Origin of the sequence: Lutimaribacter marinistellae (genome assembly GCF_042648365.1) — a bacterium.
In the GTDB taxonomy this organism is placed as follows: Bacteria; Pseudomonadota; Alphaproteobacteria; order Rhodobacterales; family Rhodobacteraceae; genus Lutimaribacter_A; species Lutimaribacter_A marinistellae.
In genome coordinates, this window is record NZ_JBHRXI010000001.1 from 122458 (window position 1) to 138011 (window position 15554).

A 15554-nucleotide genomic window follows, 5' to 3' on the forward strand; every position below is an offset into this window, starting at 1 on the left:
CGGTGAATGTTCCGGCGGGTGGGATAGTTCGCGCCGGGCGGGGGGATGCCCCCTACCCCGTCCAGTCCAGCACGACCTTGCCCGACCGGCCCGATTTCATCGCCTCGAATCCCTGTCGGAACTCGGACACGGGGAAGCGGTGGGTGATGACGCGGCTTACGTCGAGACCGTTCTGAAGCATCGCGATCATCTTGTACCAGGTCTCGAACATCTCGCGGCCGTAGACGCCCTTGATGGTGATCGCCTTGAAGACGATGCGGCTCCAATCGACGGGGGATTTGCCGGGCGGTATACCCAGAAGGGCGATCTTGCCGCCCATCACCAGCGCCTCGACCATCTGGTCGAGCGCGGCCTGGCTGCCCGACATCTCGAGCCCGACATCGAAGCCCTGCTTCATCTTTAGCGCGCTGATGACATCGCGCAGATCCTCTTGCCCGACATTGACAGGCCGGACGGCCGGCACGACATGCGCCGCCAGTTTCAGCCTGTCCGGATTGATGTCGGTGATCACCACGTGCCGCGCGCCAGCATGTTTCGCGACCGCCGCAGCCATGATGCCGATCGGCCCGGCGCCGGTGATCAGCACGTCCTCGCCCAGCAGGTCGAAACTGAGCGCGGTATGTACGGCATTTCCCAGCGGATCGAGAATCGCGCCGATCTCGTCGGGGATGTCGTCGGGCAGCGGAACCACGTTGAAGGCGGGAATACGCAGGTATTGCGCGAACGCGCCTTGCACGTTGACGCCGATGCCGCGCGTGCCGGGGTCGAGGTGGAACTTTCCCGCGCGGCTCTGGCGGCTTTCGGTGCCGATCAAATGCCCCTCGCCCGAGCAGCGCTGCCCGATCTCCAGCCCGGTCACATCGCGCCCGATCTCGACGATCTCGCCTGCGAATTCATGACCCGTGATGAGCGGAACCGGCACCGTGTGCGCCGCCCATTCGTCCCAGTTCCAGATATGGATGTCGGTGCCGCAGATGCCGGTCTTGTTGATGCGGATCAGCACGTCATCGGGGCCGATCTCGGGCACGGGTGCCTCGACCATCCAGAGCCCCTCCTCGGGTTTCGATTTCTCGAGGGCCTTCATCTGGTTGGTCATGTCGTGTCTCCGGTGGTGAGGCAAAGCCAGGTCCAGTGCACGCCCAGCGCGATATTGTGCGGCTGGATCGAGCCGGTGTCGTGCCGCGCCACGAGGTGCAACCCGGACCGTTTCGCACGGGCCAGTTCATGCTGCGTGTCGAGTGTGTCCAACGCGGCGACGCCCGGCAAGGGTCCATGCCGCAGCGACAGGATCAGGCGCCCGGCGGGTTCCAGCAATGATGCGATCCGCGTCCACGCGGCGTCGCGGTCGTCGGCGGCCAGGTGGTGCCAGACGCCGGAGGTGAGGATCAGGTCAAATCGCTCGGCCTTCAGACTTGCAAGCCGGGGCAAGGCGTCTTTCCACCAGCGGATCGTCTTGTCGGACGGCGGAGCAAATACAGGGTCAATTGCGGTGACTTCGTGACCGGCGGCGGACAGCCACCGCGCGTCGCGCCCGCTGCCAGCGCCGACATCAAGCGCCCGGCACGGCGTTGACGGCAGGTGATTCAGCATCGGACCAAGGATCGCCTCGGTCGAGAGCGCGTCGTAGCGCAGGCGCAGTTCGGCCTCGGCCCCGCGATAGATCGCAAGAGGGTCCTGATGCAGGGTCACGAGAGCACGCCGGTCTTTCGGCCAGCTGCCTCGAAGGCCGCCAATGCGCGGTCAAGCTCGTCCCGGGTCAGCGCGGCATTCATCTGCGTGCGGATTCGCGCCTTGCCGCGCGGAACGACCGGGAAGAAGAAGCCCGACACGTAGACGCCTTCCTGAAACAGGTGGTTGGCCATATCCTGCGCCAGTTGCGCCTCACCCAGCATCACGGGGATGATCGGGTGATCGCCGGGCAAAAGGTCGAATCCCAGCCGTGTGAGTCCCTCGCGCCAGTAGGTCGCGTTTTCGAAAAGCTGCGCGCGAAGAGCGTCCCCTTCTTCGATCAGCCGGATCGCCTCGATCCCTGCGGCGGCGATCGCGGGCGGCAGGGAGTTCGAGAAGAGGTAGGGCCGCGCGCGTTGACGCAGCAGGTCGATGACCGGCTGCGGTCCGGCGATATAGCCGCCGATCGCCCCGCCCAGCGCCTTGCCGAGCGTGCCGGTGAGAATGTCGACATCGAGACCGAAATGATCCGGCGTACCGGCCCCGCGCGGCCCCATGAAGCCGGTCGCGTGGCAATCATCGACCATGACGACCGCATCATGCGCCTTTGCCAGTCGCGTGATCTCGGGCAGGTTTGCAAGGTAGCCATCCATCGAGAAGACACCGTCGGTGGCGATCATGATGTGCCGCGCGCCATCGGTGCAGGCCTGCTTCAACTGGGCCTCGAGGTCCGCCATGTCGTTATTGGCGTAACGGTAGCGTTTCGCCTTGCACAGGCGGATGCCGTCGATGATCGAGGCATGGTTGAGCGCGTCCGAGATCACCGCGTCCTCGGGGCCGAGAAGCGGCTCGAACAGGCCGCCATTTGCGTCAAAGCAGGCGGCGAACAAGATCGAATCGTCCTTGCCCAGAAAGGATGCCAGCCGCTGCTCCAGCGCGCGATGCAGGTCCTGCGTCCCGCAGATGAAACGGACGCTGGCCATTCCAAAGCCTTTTTCATCCATCGCGTGTTTCGCCGACGCGATCAGGTCGGGATGATCGGCAAGGCCAAGATAGTTGTTCGCGCAAAGGTTGATGACCTCGCGCCCGCCGACACTGATCTCACCGCCTTGCGGCGAGGTGATGAGGCGTTCGCGCTTGGTCAGCCCCTCGGCCTCGATCTCGGCCAGGGTGTCGGTGACATGGGACAGAAATGCCTCACTCATGCGGGTCTCCTTTTTGGTGACCATTCTCTAGCATGGCGCGCATCCAGCCGATACAGCGAGCGACCTTGCAAGGCGCTTGCATGTCGGAAACAGGATGTCGCGCCCCGGATTGCGCCATGACCGCAGAAATGCCGGGTTGTCGCCATGACCCGTCCTTGCCTTTATTGCTATAGCTCGGCGAGGCATTGGAGACGGGTCGGTTACATGCAGTCGGATTCTGCGCACAGCTATGCATCGATCATCTTTCACGGTGTGGGGAAACCCGACCGCGTATTGGAGGATGGCGAGGCGCAATACTGGCTGTCGCGCGACAAGTTCTGCCGCATCCTCGACCGTATCGTCGGGATGGGCAAGGATGCGCCCCAGATCACCTTTGACGACGGCAATGCCTCGGATTTCGAGATCGCCTTGCCCGAGTTGAAACAACGCGGTCTGACGGCAGTTTTTTTCGTCCTGACCGCGCGGCTGGGCGAACGAGGCTCGCTTACCGAAGCGGATGTGCAGGAGCTTTCCGGCGCCGGGCATATCATCGGCAGCCATGGCCATCGCCACCGCGACTGGCGTCGCCTTGATGCGGCGGGCCGGATCGAGGAGTTCGAAACGGCCCGAACGCGCCTGTCCGCGTTGGCCGGCACCGAAATAACCGATGCCGCCGCTCCATTCGGCCTTTATGATCGCGAGGTTGCCGGCGAGTTGCGCCAGCGCGGCTACCGGGCGATCCACACCAGCGATTGGGGCCGCGCCACGCGGTCCCGGTTCATCCGGCCACGGAATTGCCTGGACGATACTATGACGCACGAGCAGATCGAGCGCGCGCTGACGGGGCGGATATCGCTGGCGCGTCATCCCCGCCGGTGGCTGGGCCTTGCGCGCAAGCGGTTGTTGCCTGCGAGGAAACCGGCATGATTTCCGTCGTCATACCCGCCCATAACGAAGAGGGCTTCATCGGCGAGTGCCTCGAACACATCCTTGCCTCGAATTGGCCGGTCGGGTCTGCGGCGTCGTCCGAAGCAGCGGTGCAGGTAGTCGTCGCCGCGAATGGCTGTTCGGATGAGACGGTGGCAGAGGCGGAAACCATGCGCCCGGCCGTCGAAAGGAAGGGTTGGCAGCTCGACATTCTCGACCTTGAAAAAGGCAGCAAGGTGGGCGCCCTGAACGCCGCCGACGCGATCCGGACCCATGAAAAGGTTGTCTATCTGGATGCGGATGTCCATGTCTCTGCGGGTCTGCTGGCCGCGCTGGCCGAGGTGCTGAAGCAGTCGGGCCCGGTCTATGCCAGTGGATGCCCCAAGATCCGAAAGGCGGAGAGCTTCTTTTCGGAACGATATGCGCGGTTCTGGGAGACGCTGCCCTTCATGGCGAGTGGCGTTCCGGGTTGCGGGCTTTACGCGGTGAACGCGGCGGGCCGGGCGCGCTGGACCGAGTTTCCCGACGTGACGGCCGATGACATATTCGTACGGTATCAGTTCGAACCGTCCGAGATGCACAGGGTTCCGCATAGCTATTCATGGCCGATCGCCGAAGGGTTCGCCAACCTGGTGCGCGTCAGGCGGCGGCAGGATCGCGGGCTGGAAGAAATCCGTCAGAAGCTGCCCGATCTCGCAACGCGCTCGGGGCGCACGGCGCCGACGTCGCGGCAGGTTCGCAACCTTGTTCGGCGCGATCCGGTGGGTTTCCTTGCCTATGCCGCCATTGCGCTGGCCGTGCGTACGCCGGCCTGGCAGAATCGCGGCCATTGGGACCGGTTCCGGTAACCACCGGCCTGCCGGTCACCGAGCCCTGCCACGACAACCATCCACCGAAATGCATTTTGACCCGACGTCAGAAAGACAGGTCTTTGCTGCACATGCATACTGCGCAGAAATTTCGAGAGGAGACGGCAATGACCGACATCGTGATTCTTGACGGCGCGCGTACCGCGATCGGTACCTTTGGCGGGGCGCTGGCATCCACCGCACCCATCGACCTTGCCACGGTCGCAACCGAGGCCGCGCTGGAACGCGCGGGCGTCGAGGCCGGGCAGATCGGGCATGTCGTGTTCGGCCATGTCATCAACACCGAGCCCCGCGACATGTACCTGAGCCGGGTCGCCGCGATGCAAGCGGGGATCCCCGAAGGCACCCCGGCGATGAACGTCAACCGCCTTTGCGGTTCGGGCGCGCAGGCCATCGTTTCGGCCACCCAGTCGCTGATGCTGGGTGACGCGGATTTCGCCCTTGCAGGTGGTGCCGAGAGCATGTCGCGCAGCCCCTACATCCTGCAGCAGGCACGGTTCGGCGCCAAGATGGGCGATATCAAGTCGCTCGACATGATGCTGGGCGCGCTGAACTGCCCGTTCGGCACCGGCCACATGGGCGTGACCGCCGAGAACGTCGCGGACGAGCACCAGATTACCCGCGAGCAGATGGACGATTTCGCCCTGACCAGCCAGACGCGCGCCGCTGCTGCCATCGAGGCCGGGCTGTTCGAGAGCCAGATCGCGCCGGTGCAGGTCAAGGTCAAGCGCGACATGGTCGATTTCAAGGTCGACGAACATCCCAAGGCGACCTCGGCCGAAGCGCTTGCCGGGCTGCGCGCGGTGTTCAAGAAAGACGGCCGCGTGACCGCCGGGAACGCGTCGGGCATCAATGACGGCGCGGCAGCGCTGGTTCTGGCCCGGGCCGAGGCGGCCGAAAAGGCCGGGCTGAAGCCCCGCGCCCGGATCCTTGGCTATGCCCATGCAGGCGTGCGCCCCGAGGTAATGGGTATCGGCCCGATTCCGGCAGTGCGCAAGCTGATGGAAAAGACCGGCCTGTCGGCCAGCGATTTCGACGTGATCGAGTCGAACGAGGCCTTCGCCTCGCAGGCGCTGGCGGTGAACAAGGAACTCGGCCTCGACCCGGCGCGGGTGAACCCCAATGGCGGCGCGATCGCATTGGGCCACCCGGTCGGCGCGACCGGCGCCATCATCACGGTCAAGGCGCTTTACGAGCTGGAACGGACCGGCGGATCCAAGGCGCTGATCACGATGTGCATCGGCGGCGGCCAGGGCATCGCGATTGCCCTCGAACGGCTCTGACATCTTCGGTGCCGGGGGGCTGTCGGCCCCCTCTTGAGCCTTCGGCTCAATTCACCCCCCGAGGATATTTTGGGCAAGAGGAAAGCAGGGGCGCGGTCATTCGGCCGCGTCCCTTTCACGTTTGCGGGCAAGTTTCGCGGCAAGATTGAAACCCACGCCCGGACGGGACCACGGGCATTGCGCGATGCAGATGGCGCAGCCATGGGTTTCGTTGAAAAACGGCAGGCAGCGGTCGAAATCGACATACCATTTCGTGACGCCGCGCACGGTGTTTTTGCGGGGGGACAGTGCCCGGGGCGGGCAGGCATCCTCGCAGATGCGACAATTGCTGCAGAAGGAATCGATGCCAAAATCCCGCGGTGGCGTAGGCGCGAAGGGTGCGTCGGTGAGCACGGCGGAGAGGCGGAACGAGGCACCGAACTCCGGGTTGATGATCGAGCCGTGCTTGCCCAATTCGCCGAAACCGCAGGCGATCGCAGGCGGGATCATCGCCAGCGCACCGGTCATCGGACCGGTGACAGGTTCTGCTGGCCATCCCTGTTCGCGCAGCCAGCCCGCGACGGTCTTGGCTGCGAGCGCGGCGCGGGCATATTGCGCCATGACCTCGAGCCCGGCGGTCGGTTCCGGCGCGGTGGCGATCCGCTCGTACTCGTGCTGCACGCCAAGCATGATGACGCGGGTCTGCGGAATTTCGAAACCTTCGAACACCCATTCCGGGCGCATCTCGGCCACTCCGGTCATTTCGCACAGCCCCTCATGCGGGAAGCGGGACAGCGCATCTGTCCACTCCTGGGGGCTGCGTTGGACCTTGGAGCTCGTAACCTCGGGCAGCGGCGCGTCGAGAATCGTCTGCCGCGCGGCGCGGGCGGTGGCAAATTCGGGAACCTTGGCCGATTGCGCGTAGAAATAGCGTTGCAAGGGGCCGTGCGGAATCGTGTCGGGATCGGGAGCCCAGTAGACCATGCGCGGGCGGCGAAAACGCGTCTCTCCCAACCCGTTCACGGCATTGCCGCTTTGCGTTGGAAAATGCGCCGTCTGGGCCGGGTCGGGCGTGAAGGGGCGGTGGGGATTCGGTCGTGCCATGCCCGGGAGCCTAGCACGGTCGTGGTTCAGAGAAGCAATTCGATGATCGCGACGAGTCCACCGCCGGCAAGCGCGCCAAGGGAGGCGGGACAGATCCACCTCGTCCATCCCTGCGGGTCCGGCTCTTTTCGGGTTGCCTGAGCGATCAGCGCCCTTTCCACCAGTCCCGGCAGGCGTGGACCGAAGCGCGCCAGCACGCGCGCCGTCCTGGCCAGGTCGCTTCCTACCGCGCGGGGGCCGATGGATTTCTTGATGTAATCCTCGACCACGGGGCGCGCGACTTCCCAGATGTTGATATGTGGATCAAGAGAGCGGGCGACGCCTTCGACAACAACCATGGTCCGTTGCAGCAGGATCAGTTCGGTCCGGGTTTCCATGCCGAAACGCTCGGTCACTTCGAAGAGGTAATTGAGCAGGCGCCCCATGGATATATGGGAGGCGTCCATGCCAAAGATCGGCTCACCCACGGCACGCAGCGCGCGCGCGAACTCGTCGACATCCTGATCGGCGGGAACATATCCGGCCTCGAAATGCACTTCGGCTACGCGCTTGTAGTCGCGCCGGATAAAGCCGAACAGAATCTCGGCATAGACCCTGCGGGTGTACTCGTCGATATGGCCCATGATGCCGAAATCATAGGCAATGATGTCACCGTCGGGCGCGACCTTGAGGTTGCCCTGATGCATGTCGGCATGGAAGTAGCCGTCGCGCAGCGCATGCATGAGAAACAGGCGAAGTACCCGCGCAGCCAGAGCGGGCCGGTCGTGGCCCGCCGCGTCGATTGCAGCGTTGTCGCCCAGCGGCACGCCATCGGCCCAGCCCAGCGTCATCACGCGCCGTGCCGAGAGCGACCAGATCACTGGCGGCAGGCGAAATCCCTCGTCCCCGGCGGTGTTGTCAGCGAATTCGGACGCGGCAGAGCTTTCGAGGCGCAGGTCCAGTTCGCCGCGCACGACACCGTCGAAATGCGTGATGACGTCCATCGGGCGCAACCGCCTGGCCCCCGGGGCAAGACGTTCGATGATCCACGCCGCGAAATAGAAGGCATCCACATCCTTGCGGAAGGCTTTCTCGATTCCCGGCCGCAGCACCTTGACCGCGACGTCGCGCCCGGTACCCACAAGCCGCGCCTTGTGGACCTGAGCAATCGAAGCGGCGGCGATAGGCTGGCTGAAATCGTCGAACATCTCGGCCACGGGCTGGCCCAGTTCCTTTTCGACTTCGGCCAGCGCCACATCGCGGGGAAACGGCGGCAGCTTGTCCTGCAACACGCGCAGCTGGGCGGCCATCTCCTCACCCACGACATCCGGCCTTGTCGACAGGACCTGTCCGAACTTGATGTAGGCCGGACCGAGCGCGGTAAGCGCCCGTGTGGCGGGGGGCATCGCGGGATCGCCCTCGTAGCCGAGCCAGGCAAAGGGCTTGCCGAGCGCGCGCGCAAAAGCCCGCAGTGCCGGCGGCGCCTCGAACGCGTCGAGCACCACGCCCATAGCGCCGGTGCGTTCCAGCGTGGCACCGGTACGGATCAGCCGGATGATGTTGTGCGGCCCGCGCATCAGATCTTCCAGCCGGAATGCAGTGCGGCGATGCCGAGGCTCAGGTTGCGGTACTTTGCGTTTCCGAAGCCCGCGGTACGCACCATACCCAGAAACGTTTCCTGGTCAGGAAACTTGCGAATGGATTCGACGAGGTATTGATAGCTGTCGCGATCACCCGCGATCACCTGCCCCATGCGTGGTATAACGTTAAACGAATAGAGGTCGTAGGCCTTTTGCAACAGATCGTTGGGGATCTGGCTGAATTCCAGGACCATCAGCCTGCCGCCGGGACGCAGCACGCGGAAAGCCTCGTTCAGCGCGTCCTGCGGCCGGGTCACGTTCCGGATGCCGAACGAGATCGTGTAGGTGTCGAACGTGTTGTCGGGAAAGGGCAGTGCCATGGCATCGCCCACCACCCAGTCGAGACTGTCAGCCATGCGCTCGGCTTCGGCCCGCTTGCGCCCCTCGATCAGCATCGATTCGGTCAGATCGAGCACGGTGGCGTGTCCCTGCCCTGCCCGCTTGAGGAAGCGGAAGGCGATATCGCCGGTCCCGCCGGCCACATCGAGCAGGCGCTGACCCGGGCGCGGGGCGAGCCAGTCCATCATCGCGTCCTTCCAGACGCGGTGGATACCCGCGCTCATCACGTCGTTCATGATGTCGTATTTCGAGGCGACAGACGTGAAGACGCCCTGCACCCGTCCGGCCTTGTCGGATTCGGGGACAGTTTCATTGCCGAAGTGGGTGGTTTTGCCGGTCTTGTCGTTTGGGTCGGACATGCGCCTTGCCGTTCGTTGAATTCGCCCTTGTTATAGGGCGCTGTGATCCGGGCACAATGCGGCCCGTGGAAAGGGGAGCGGCGGAATGCCCGAATTGCCCGAGGTCGAGACAGTAAGACGCGGCCTGGCCCCCGCGATGGAGGGTGCGGTCATCCTGAGCGCCGAGGTGAATCGTCCCGACCTGCGCTGGCCATTCCCCCAAGGCATGGCCGAAAGACTCACCGGGGCGCGGGTCGAACGGCTGCGTCGGCGGTCGAAATACATCCTTGCCGATCTCGACAGGGGTGAGACGCTGCTGATCCACCTCGGCATGTCGGGGCGGATGACTGTTTCCGGAGACCCGCTTGGGCAGTTCGTGCACGAGCATCCTGCGGCGCAAAAACATGACCATGTCGTGCTGCACATGGATAACGGGGCGCGCATCACCTTTAATGATCCCCGCCGATTTGGCGCGATGGACCTGATGCCGACCAACACCGCCGAGGCGCACAAGCTGCTCTCGGTTCTGGGACCGGAACCTTTGGGCAACGCGTTTCACGAAGCCTACCTGGTCGCTCGCTTCAGAGGGCGGAATACCCCGGTCAAGGCGGCGCTTCTGGATCAGGGAATCGTCGCAGGGCTGGGCAACATCTATGTCTGCGAAGCGCTTTACCGGGCGCGGATCTCACCGCGCCGCAAGGCGGGCCGAATTTCGGCCGCGCGGGTCGCTGCATTGGTGCCGATCATCCGGCAGGTGTTGCGGGATGCGATCGAAGCGGGCGGTTCCAGCCTGCGGGATTTCCGGCAAGCCGATGGCGAACTTGGATATTTCCAGCACCGCTTTGACGTGTACGGGCGCGAGGGACAACCCTGCCGGACAGAAGGGTGCGACGGCGTCGTGACCCGGATCGTGCAATCCGGGCGATCCTCCTTCTACTGCCCGCGCTGTCAAAGATAGCTTGAACCACAGGCCTCGCATGGTAAGGAGTCGTGCTTAACGGAACCAACCGAAAGCTTTTTTGCCATGGCCTTTGAGACGATCACCGTCGACATCGAGGACCACGTAGCCCTCATCAAGCTGAATCGCCCTGATGCGCTCAACGCCCTGAACTCGCAACTTCTGGGTGAATTGTGCAGCGCGCTCGAGGATGCGGATACCAATGACAAGGTGCGTTGCATCATCGTGACCGGGTCGGAAAAGGCATTCGCGGCCGGTGCGGACATCAAGGAAATGTCGACGATGAGCTTCGTCGACGTGTATACGCGCAACCTGTTTGCCGATGCCAACGACCGCATCACCGCGATTCGCAAGCCGATCATCGCGGCGGTCAGCGGTTATGCCCTGGGCGGCGGCTGCGAACTGGCGATGATGTGCGACTTCATCATCGCGGGCGACAATGCCAAGTTCGGCCAGCCCGAGATCAACCTTGGCGTCATTGCCGGGATGGGCGGCAGCCAGCGACTGACCCGCTTTGTCGGCAAGTCCAAGGCGATGGACATGAACCTGACCGGCCGTTTCATGGATGCCGAGGAAGCCGAACGTTCGGGCCTGGTCAGCCGCGTGGTACCGGCCAAGAAACTGCTGGAAGAGGCGATGGCCGCGGCCCAGAAAATTGCCGAGAAATCGCTGCTGACGGCGATGGCCGCGAAGGAAGCGGTGAACCGCAGCTACGAAGTACCGCTGGCCGAAGGGATGCTGTTCGAACGCCGGCTGTTCCATTCCATGTTCGCGACCGAAGACCAGAAGGAAGGCATGGCGGCCTTTCTAGAGAAACGGCAATCGCAGTTCCGCGACAAGTAACATCGCGCCACGACGCATGAACCGGGGCGGGCCATCAAGCCCGCCCTTTTTCATCCGGTAGCGAGGGCTTGGCAAAGCATGCGAATCCCGCTAAGGACCGCCGCTATACATGCGCGTGAGGCCCGCCTGGCCCGATTCACATTCGTGATCCCCGACCCGGGGCGGTTTCCACGTCGCGCTATCGAACAACCGAACCAGAGGTCACAGATCACATGGCAAATACGCCCCAGTCCAAGAAACGCGCCCGTCAGAACGAAAAGCGCTTTGCAGTCAACAAAGCCCGCCGTTCGCGCATCCGCACCTACCTGCGCAAGGTCGAAGAAGCCATCGCATCCGGCGACAAGGATGCCGCAACTGCCGCTCTGCGTGCAGCACAGCCCGAACTGATGCGTGGCGTCACAAAGGGTGTATTTCACAAGAACACCGCTTCGCGGAAGATGTCGCGCCTGTCCTCGCGCGTCAAAGCGATGGGCTGAAGCGCCCGCACGATTCGCGCATAAGGCGAGTTAATGGAAGACGTCGCATCACGCGGCGTCTTTTTTTTCGTCCTGTTGCAGCGGTGTCTCTTTGCTGCGGGCGCGAGAGATTCTTTGCGGCTCAAGCCCGAGTCAACTGCATAGTTTCGTTGCCGCTCGCCACCTGGACTTGCTAACCATTGTTTCAGCGATTCACTCGCTGGGGGGACAGGCAGCTCTCGGGGATACCGATGTGATCGGAACGCCTCGGCAGCCAATGCCGTCGGTTGGGGAAACTCGACCTTCGGATCTGCTTTGGGTCGTGGTGTCTGCCACGTTTCAAGCCCTGTCGGTAAATGAGAGTGCACGGGTTCGGGAGTATCTCGATCCATCTTGGGGTGATGGGTCCGGTTTCCTGTTTCCGAATGAGAGGCGCCTTTCAGGCTGTGTCGTCGGCATGTCTTGTCGGCGCATGGAACCTTTTTTGTGAGTGAAACCGCGCCGGGCATGCCCGGCACAAGATGGATGGGCAAAAATGGCCGCAAGGCCAGACAAAAACGGGATGCAAGAGGCGCCAGATGACTCAGGAAAAATGGGGACAATTGCGAAAGAAACTGCTCAAGACAGTCGGGCAAAACAACTTTGCCACCTGGATCGAGCCGCTTGAGTTCCAGGAAGTCGATGATGGCGTCGCCGTATTCTCGGTCCCGACGAATTTCATGGGCAACTACGTGAGCCAGAATTTCGCGGACCTCATCCTCTATGAACTGAACACCGCGGGCGAATCCGTGCAGCGCGTCGCATTCCAGGTGGCTGCCAATTCCACGGCCCGTCCCACCGCACCCACACCGCAGCCCGTTCCCCTCCCTGAGGTCGCACAACCCAAGGGCGAAGCAATTTCTTCTGCCGATGCGCTCGAAGCGCTTCAGGCTGCGCCTCTGGACGCGCGGTTCACCTTTGACAGCTTTGTCGTAGGCAAGCCGAACGAACTGGCCCATGCCGCCGCGCGCCGCGTGGCCGAGGGCGGGCCGGTCACCTTCAACCCGCTGGTTCTTTATGGGGGCGTTGGCCTCGGCAAGACGCACCTTATGCACGCTATCGCGTGGGAATTGCGGTCACGCCATCCCGAGCTGAACGTCCTTTACCTGTCCGCGGAACAGTTCATGTATCGCTTTGTGCAGGCGCTGCGCGAACGGCGCATGATGGATTTCAAGCATCTCTTCCGCTCGGTCGACGTTCTGATGGTCGATGACGTTCAGTTCATCGCGGGCAAGGACAGCACGCAGGAAGAGTTCTTTCACACGTTCAACGCGCTGGTGGACCAGAACAAGCAGATCATCATCTCGGCAGACCGCGCTCCGGGCGAGATCAAGGATCTCGAGGATCGTGTGAAGTCGCGCCTGCAATGCGGGCTGGTGGTCGATCTGCACCCAACGGATTACGAGCTGCGGCTGGGCATCTTGCAGACGAAAGTACAGCAACACCGTGCGACCTATCCGGACGTGCAGATCGCCGACGGCGTTCTGGAGTTCCTGGCCCATCGCATCTCGACCAACGTTCGCGTTCTCGAAGGGGCGCTGACCCGGCTCTTCGCCTTTGCCTCGCTGGTGGGGCGTGAGATCGACATGGACCTGACGCAGGATTGCCTTGCCGACGTGTTGCGCGCGTCGGAACGCAAGATCACGGTCGAGGAAATCCAGCGGAAAGTGTCCGAGTACTATAATATCCGCCTGTCCGACATCATCGGCCCCAAACGCCTGCGGTCATATGCGCGGCCGCGCCAGGTGGCGATGTATCTGTGCAAGCAGTTGACCAGCCGGTCGCTGCCCGAGATCGGACGCCGCTTTGGCGGGCGCGACCACACGACCGTCATGCATGGCGTCAAGCGCATCGAGGAGTTGAAGCTGACGGACGGGCAAATCGCCGAGGATGTCGAAATGCTGCGCCGCGCGCTCGAAGCATAGCAGCCCTCCGGTCACGTCCGGGCCAGCGCCCGGCCCTGTCCTTTGTGACCCAGTTCATATCCAAACCATCGCGAATCCTTCAGATGTCTTTCCACGACAACTGAAGGATTTTTTGCAGGTCGTGCCAGCACCCTGCCCACGACCGGTCCCATGTTTTCAGAATGATCGCCCATTGCAATGACCGGAACGGGAAAACCGATCCGGCCGGAGGTGGAATTGCGTCCACACAGCACCCGGCGTGTTTAGAAAGGAATTTGATCATGAGACGTTTTGGATTGTTCACGACATTCGAGGATTTCTTGGCCCCGCGCAATTCGCCCTGGACGATCGACGAGAACGCGTTCGGCCCCACGCCTGTATTACCGGGTATCGGGACGATCATTCAGCCACCGGGGCTGGTCTGGTATGACTGGTTCAGTGCGGATTACTTCGAGGGTACGGCACTGGCAATGACAGCCTGAGGGGGCGCGATGCGTCCGATACGCTCGAGGGTGGAGACGGCAACGGCTACATGCAGGCCGGGTCGGGCAATGACGTTCTGATCGGTGGCGCGAACGGAACTGGCGATATCGGCGATTACATGATGGGCGGCACAGGATACGACGTATTCTATTTCACATTCGGGGACAGCGGTGGCGCATCACCGGCCGTGGACGTTATCTCGGACTTCGTTTCGGGCGGCGACCTGATTGCAATTCTCGGTTTCGCCGCTGTGTTCCTGGGCGAACAAGCGGGCTTCTCGGACATCGCCGGCGCCGAGGCATATTTCGAGCACACGCAGCGCGATGGTCTGGACGATGTAACGAACATCCATGTTCGCGACGCAATCGGCCTGACCGGTGATTTCGAACTGTCCCTGATCGGGCATATCGATCTGACGGCCAATGACGTCTTTCTGATCTGACGATCCGAACCCTGGTCGTCGAGGGGTTGGGTGGAGGTCCGGCCCCTCGATACACCGGTATCAGGCTGTATCGGCGTACCACTTGTCGTCGACATAGTGAGGTTCAGGCCGCTCATGCAGGGCCTCGTACTTGCAAAGCTGCGGCTCCGGCCCCAGCGGCACTGACTGACCGTCGCGAAACGCCCATTCACCCCTGTCCGAGTTCTCGGCGCGCACATAGCTGGAAATGGCAAAAGCACGATCCTGATGCGAGCTGTTGGGGAGCGAGCCGTGAACGGTCAACAGGCCCCAGAGCGCGATATCGCCCGGCTCCTGCTCAAGCCAGACGATGCGATCAGGGTCGAGGCCCTTTGATCGCAACTCTTGCTCGGCGGTCAGACCCTTCATGATCTGGCCTCCCTCGCTATCGTCGGACAAACCGACATAGCCCAGTTTATGAGAGCCGGGAATGACCTGCAGGCAGCCGTTTTCACGTGTCGATGGGTCGATGGCGAGGCCGGAATTCACCGTGGAGCCGGTGATGTCGCGATACGCGTCGCGCGCCGCGCGAAAGCGCAGGTCCTGGTGGAAACGGTACCCGGTCATGCCAGCCCCCGGCGGTTTCCAATGGATCTGCTGCGCAACCTGTTTGATGCTGTCGCCCAGGATCGGCCTGAGCAGGGTCAGGAAGGCCTGTGACCGGCGAAACCGCTCGAAATACTCGGACATCCACGCCATCCAGTAGGCCTGAATCACGTAGCGGGCACCGAAATCGGCCTCGGGCAGGACCTCGAAGGCGAGGTTGCCATGCCGCCAGGTGGCGTGGTGCTTCATCCCTGCCTCATATATGCGGGCGGTTTCGGCGCGCAGGCGCGCGACCTCGTCCCCGTCAATGAACTGGCGGATCAGGGCATAACCCTCTTCACGGTACTGTTCGGCGGCTTGGCGGGCGACTGTTTCGGTGATCATTGGCGGTCCTCCCTTCTGCGCAGGGTCTCATGGCTGGATCGGTGTGGCAATCGGCAGCAATGCCATAGCTGCGAAACCTCCTGCCTCGACCCCTTGACGTCTTTGGTGCGACAGGGGCAAATCGCTAGAAAAACCTTGTGCCGATGGGGCAAACCGCTAGGTTGCCATTCCC

General features: G+C 62.9%; 16 protein-coding genes. 9 read left to right on the plus strand and 7 right to left on the minus strand.

The window, feature by feature from the left end; genetic code table 11:
* Window positions 1–52: 52 nt before the first annotated feature.
* The 3 genes from tdh to ACFORG_RS00615 are packed head-to-tail and all read right to left on the minus strand — an operon-like array spanning window position 53 to window position 2873.
* Complete coding sequence (gene tdh / locus ACFORG_RS00605; protein WP_386733886.1) at window positions 53–1084, minus strand: L-threonine 3-dehydrogenase; 1032 nt, start codon at window positions 1082–1084, stop codon at window positions 53–55.
* Window positions 1085–1092: 8 nt separating this feature from the next.
* Complete coding sequence (locus tag ACFORG_RS00610) at window positions 1093–1689, minus strand: class I SAM-dependent methyltransferase (RefSeq protein WP_386733434.1); 597 nt, start codon at window positions 1687–1689, stop codon at window positions 1093–1095.
* Entirely contained in the window at window positions 1686–2873 is a 1188-nt protein-coding gene (locus ACFORG_RS00615; RefSeq protein ID WP_386733435.1) for a glycine C-acetyltransferase, read from the minus strand. The genes ACFORG_RS00610 and ACFORG_RS00615 overlap by 4 nt, the downstream gene beginning before the upstream one ends.
* 204 nt (window positions 2874–3077) lie before the next feature.
* Here ACFORG_RS00615 and ACFORG_RS00620 point away from each other — a divergent pair, with 204 nt between their 5' ends.
* From ACFORG_RS00620 to ACFORG_RS00630, 3 genes are all read left to right on the plus strand, one after another.
* Window positions 3078–3779 carry a polysaccharide deacetylase family protein gene (locus tag ACFORG_RS00620; protein WP_386733436.1) on the plus strand — a complete coding sequence of 234 codons (702 nt, stop codon included), beginning with the start codon at window positions 3078–3080 and terminating at the stop codon, window positions 3777–3779.
* Window positions 3776–4627 carry a glycosyltransferase gene (locus tag ACFORG_RS00625; RefSeq protein ID WP_386733437.1) on the plus strand — a complete coding sequence of 284 codons (852 nt, stop codon included), beginning with the start codon at window positions 3776–3778 and terminating at the stop codon, window positions 4625–4627. The genes ACFORG_RS00620 and ACFORG_RS00625 overlap by 4 nt, the downstream gene beginning before the upstream one ends.
* Window positions 4628–4755: 128 nt before the next feature.
* Window positions 4756–5931 carry an acetyl-CoA C-acyltransferase family protein gene (locus ACFORG_RS00630; RefSeq protein ID WP_386733438.1) on the plus strand — a complete coding sequence of 392 codons (1176 nt, stop codon included), beginning with the start codon at window positions 4756–4758 and terminating at the stop codon, window positions 5929–5931.
* A gap of 96 nt (window positions 5932–6027) precedes the next feature.
* On the opposite strand, the gene ACFORG_RS00635 is transcribed toward ACFORG_RS00630, so the two are convergent.
* The 3 genes from ACFORG_RS00635 to ubiE are packed head-to-tail and all read right to left on the minus strand — an operon-like array spanning window position 6028 to window position 9331.
* Window positions 6028–7014, minus strand: coding sequence for a 4Fe-4S dicluster domain-containing protein (locus tag ACFORG_RS00635; protein ID WP_386733439.1), 987 nt, complete (start codon window positions 7012–7014; stop codon window positions 6028–6030).
* Window positions 7015–7040: 26 nt separating this feature from the next.
* Complete coding sequence (gene ubiB / locus ACFORG_RS00640; RefSeq protein ID WP_386733440.1) at window positions 7041–8570, minus strand: 2-polyprenylphenol 6-hydroxylase; 1530 nt, start codon at window positions 8568–8570, stop codon at window positions 7041–7043.
* Window positions 8570–9331, minus strand: coding sequence for a bifunctional demethylmenaquinone methyltransferase/2-methoxy-6-polyprenyl-1,4-benzoquinol methylase UbiE (gene ubiE / locus ACFORG_RS00645; RefSeq protein ID WP_386733441.1), 762 nt, complete (start codon window positions 9329–9331; stop codon window positions 8570–8572). Before ubiE ends, ubiB begins: the two co-directional genes overlap by 1 nt.
* Window positions 9332–9416: 85 nt before the next feature.
* Here ubiE and mutM point away from each other — a divergent pair, with 85 nt between their 5' ends.
* The 6 genes from mutM to ACFORG_RS00675 all read left to right on the plus strand — a co-directional run bounded on the left by mutM (window position 9417) and on the right by ACFORG_RS00675 (window position 14434).
* Window positions 9417–10268 carry a bifunctional DNA-formamidopyrimidine glycosylase/DNA-(apurinic or apyrimidinic site) lyase gene (gene mutM, locus ACFORG_RS00650; RefSeq protein ID WP_386733442.1) on the plus strand — a complete coding sequence of 284 codons (852 nt, stop codon included), beginning with the start codon at window positions 9417–9419 and terminating at the stop codon, window positions 10266–10268.
* Between the two features lie 66 nt (window positions 10269–10334).
* Window positions 10335–11111 (plus strand): enoyl-CoA hydratase, encoded by a 777-nt coding sequence (locus tag ACFORG_RS00655; RefSeq protein WP_386733443.1) that lies wholly within the window; start codon window positions 10335–10337, stop codon window positions 11109–11111.
* A 212-nt stretch (window positions 11112–11323) separates the two neighbouring features.
* A complete protein-coding gene (gene rpsT / locus ACFORG_RS00660) occupies window positions 11324–11587 on the plus strand; it encodes a 30S ribosomal protein S20 (protein WP_386733444.1) in 264 nt (87 codons plus the stop codon).
* Window positions 11588–12144: 557 nt separating this feature from the next.
* Window positions 12145–13530, plus strand: coding sequence for a chromosomal replication initiator protein DnaA (gene dnaA, locus ACFORG_RS00665; protein WP_386733445.1), 1386 nt, complete (start codon window positions 12145–12147; stop codon window positions 13528–13530).
* A 260-nt stretch (window positions 13531–13790) separates the two neighbouring features.
* Window positions 13791–13991 (plus strand): hypothetical protein, encoded by a 201-nt coding sequence (locus ACFORG_RS00670; protein ID WP_386733446.1) that lies wholly within the window; start codon window positions 13791–13793, stop codon window positions 13989–13991.
* A gap of 50 nt (window positions 13992–14041) precedes the next feature.
* A complete protein-coding gene (locus ACFORG_RS00675) occupies window positions 14042–14434 on the plus strand; it encodes a M10 family metallopeptidase C-terminal domain-containing protein (protein WP_386733447.1) in 393 nt (130 codons plus the stop codon).
* A gap of 60 nt (window positions 14435–14494) precedes the next feature.
* Here ACFORG_RS00675 and ACFORG_RS00680 read toward each other — a convergent pair whose 3' ends face one another.
* The gene (locus ACFORG_RS00680; RefSeq protein ID WP_386733448.1) at window positions 14495–15382 is read right to left on the minus strand and encodes a phytanoyl-CoA dioxygenase family protein; all 888 of its coding nucleotides are present in this window, start codon (window positions 15380–15382) and stop codon (window positions 14495–14497) included.
* Window positions 15383–15554 lie beyond the last annotated feature (172 nt).

What these genes read in the sequence shown, in the direction of transcription:
- ACFORG_RS00625 (WP_386733437.1), top strand. Translation starts at nt 3,776, where the DNA reads ATGATTTCCGTCGTCATACCCGCCCATAACGAAGAGGGCTTCATCGGC.
- ACFORG_RS00615 (WP_386733435.1), bottom strand. Translation starts at nt 2,873, where the DNA reads ATGAGTGAGGCATTTCTGTCCCATGTCACCGACACCCTGGCCGAGATC.
- ACFORG_RS00670 (WP_386733446.1), top strand. Translation starts at nt 13,791, where the DNA reads ATGAGACGTTTTGGATTGTTCACGACATTCGAGGATTTCTTGGCCCCG.
- mutM (WP_386733442.1), top strand. Translation starts at nt 9,417, where the DNA reads ATGCCCGAATTGCCCGAGGTCGAGACAGTAAGACGCGGCCTGGCCCCC.
- ACFORG_RS00635 (WP_386733439.1), bottom strand. Translation starts at nt 7,014, where the DNA reads ATGGCACGACCGAATCCCCACCGCCCCTTCACGCCCGACCCGGCCCAG.
- ACFORG_RS00675 (WP_386733447.1), top strand. Translation starts at nt 14,042, where the DNA reads ATGCAGGCCGGGTCGGGCAATGACGTTCTGATCGGTGGCGCGAACGGA.
- dnaA (WP_386733445.1), top strand. Translation starts at nt 12,145, where the DNA reads ATGACTCAGGAAAAATGGGGACAATTGCGAAAGAAACTGCTCAAGACA.
- ACFORG_RS00620 (WP_386733436.1), top strand. Translation starts at nt 3,078, where the DNA reads ATGCAGTCGGATTCTGCGCACAGCTATGCATCGATCATCTTTCACGGT.
- ACFORG_RS00655 (WP_386733443.1), top strand. Translation starts at nt 10,335, where the DNA reads ATGGCCTTTGAGACGATCACCGTCGACATCGAGGACCACGTAGCCCTC.
- ACFORG_RS00630 (WP_386733438.1), top strand. Translation starts at nt 4,756, where the DNA reads ATGACCGACATCGTGATTCTTGACGGCGCGCGTACCGCGATCGGTACC.
- ACFORG_RS00680 (WP_386733448.1), bottom strand. Translation starts at nt 15,382, where the DNA reads ATGATCACCGAAACAGTCGCCCGCCAAGCCGCCGAACAGTACCGTGAA.
- ubiB (WP_386733440.1), bottom strand. Translation starts at nt 8,570, where the DNA reads ATGCGCGGGCCGCACAACATCATCCGGCTGATCCGTACCGGTGCCACG.
- tdh (WP_386733886.1), bottom strand. Translation starts at nt 1,084, where the DNA reads ATGAAGGCCCTCGAGAAATCGAAACCCGAGGAGGGGCTCTGGATGGTC.
- rpsT (WP_386733444.1), top strand. Translation starts at nt 11,324, where the DNA reads ATGGCAAATACGCCCCAGTCCAAGAAACGCGCCCGTCAGAACGAAAAG.
- ubiE (WP_386733441.1), bottom strand. Translation starts at nt 9,331, where the DNA reads ATGTCCGACCCAAACGACAAGACCGGCAAAACCACCCACTTCGGCAAT.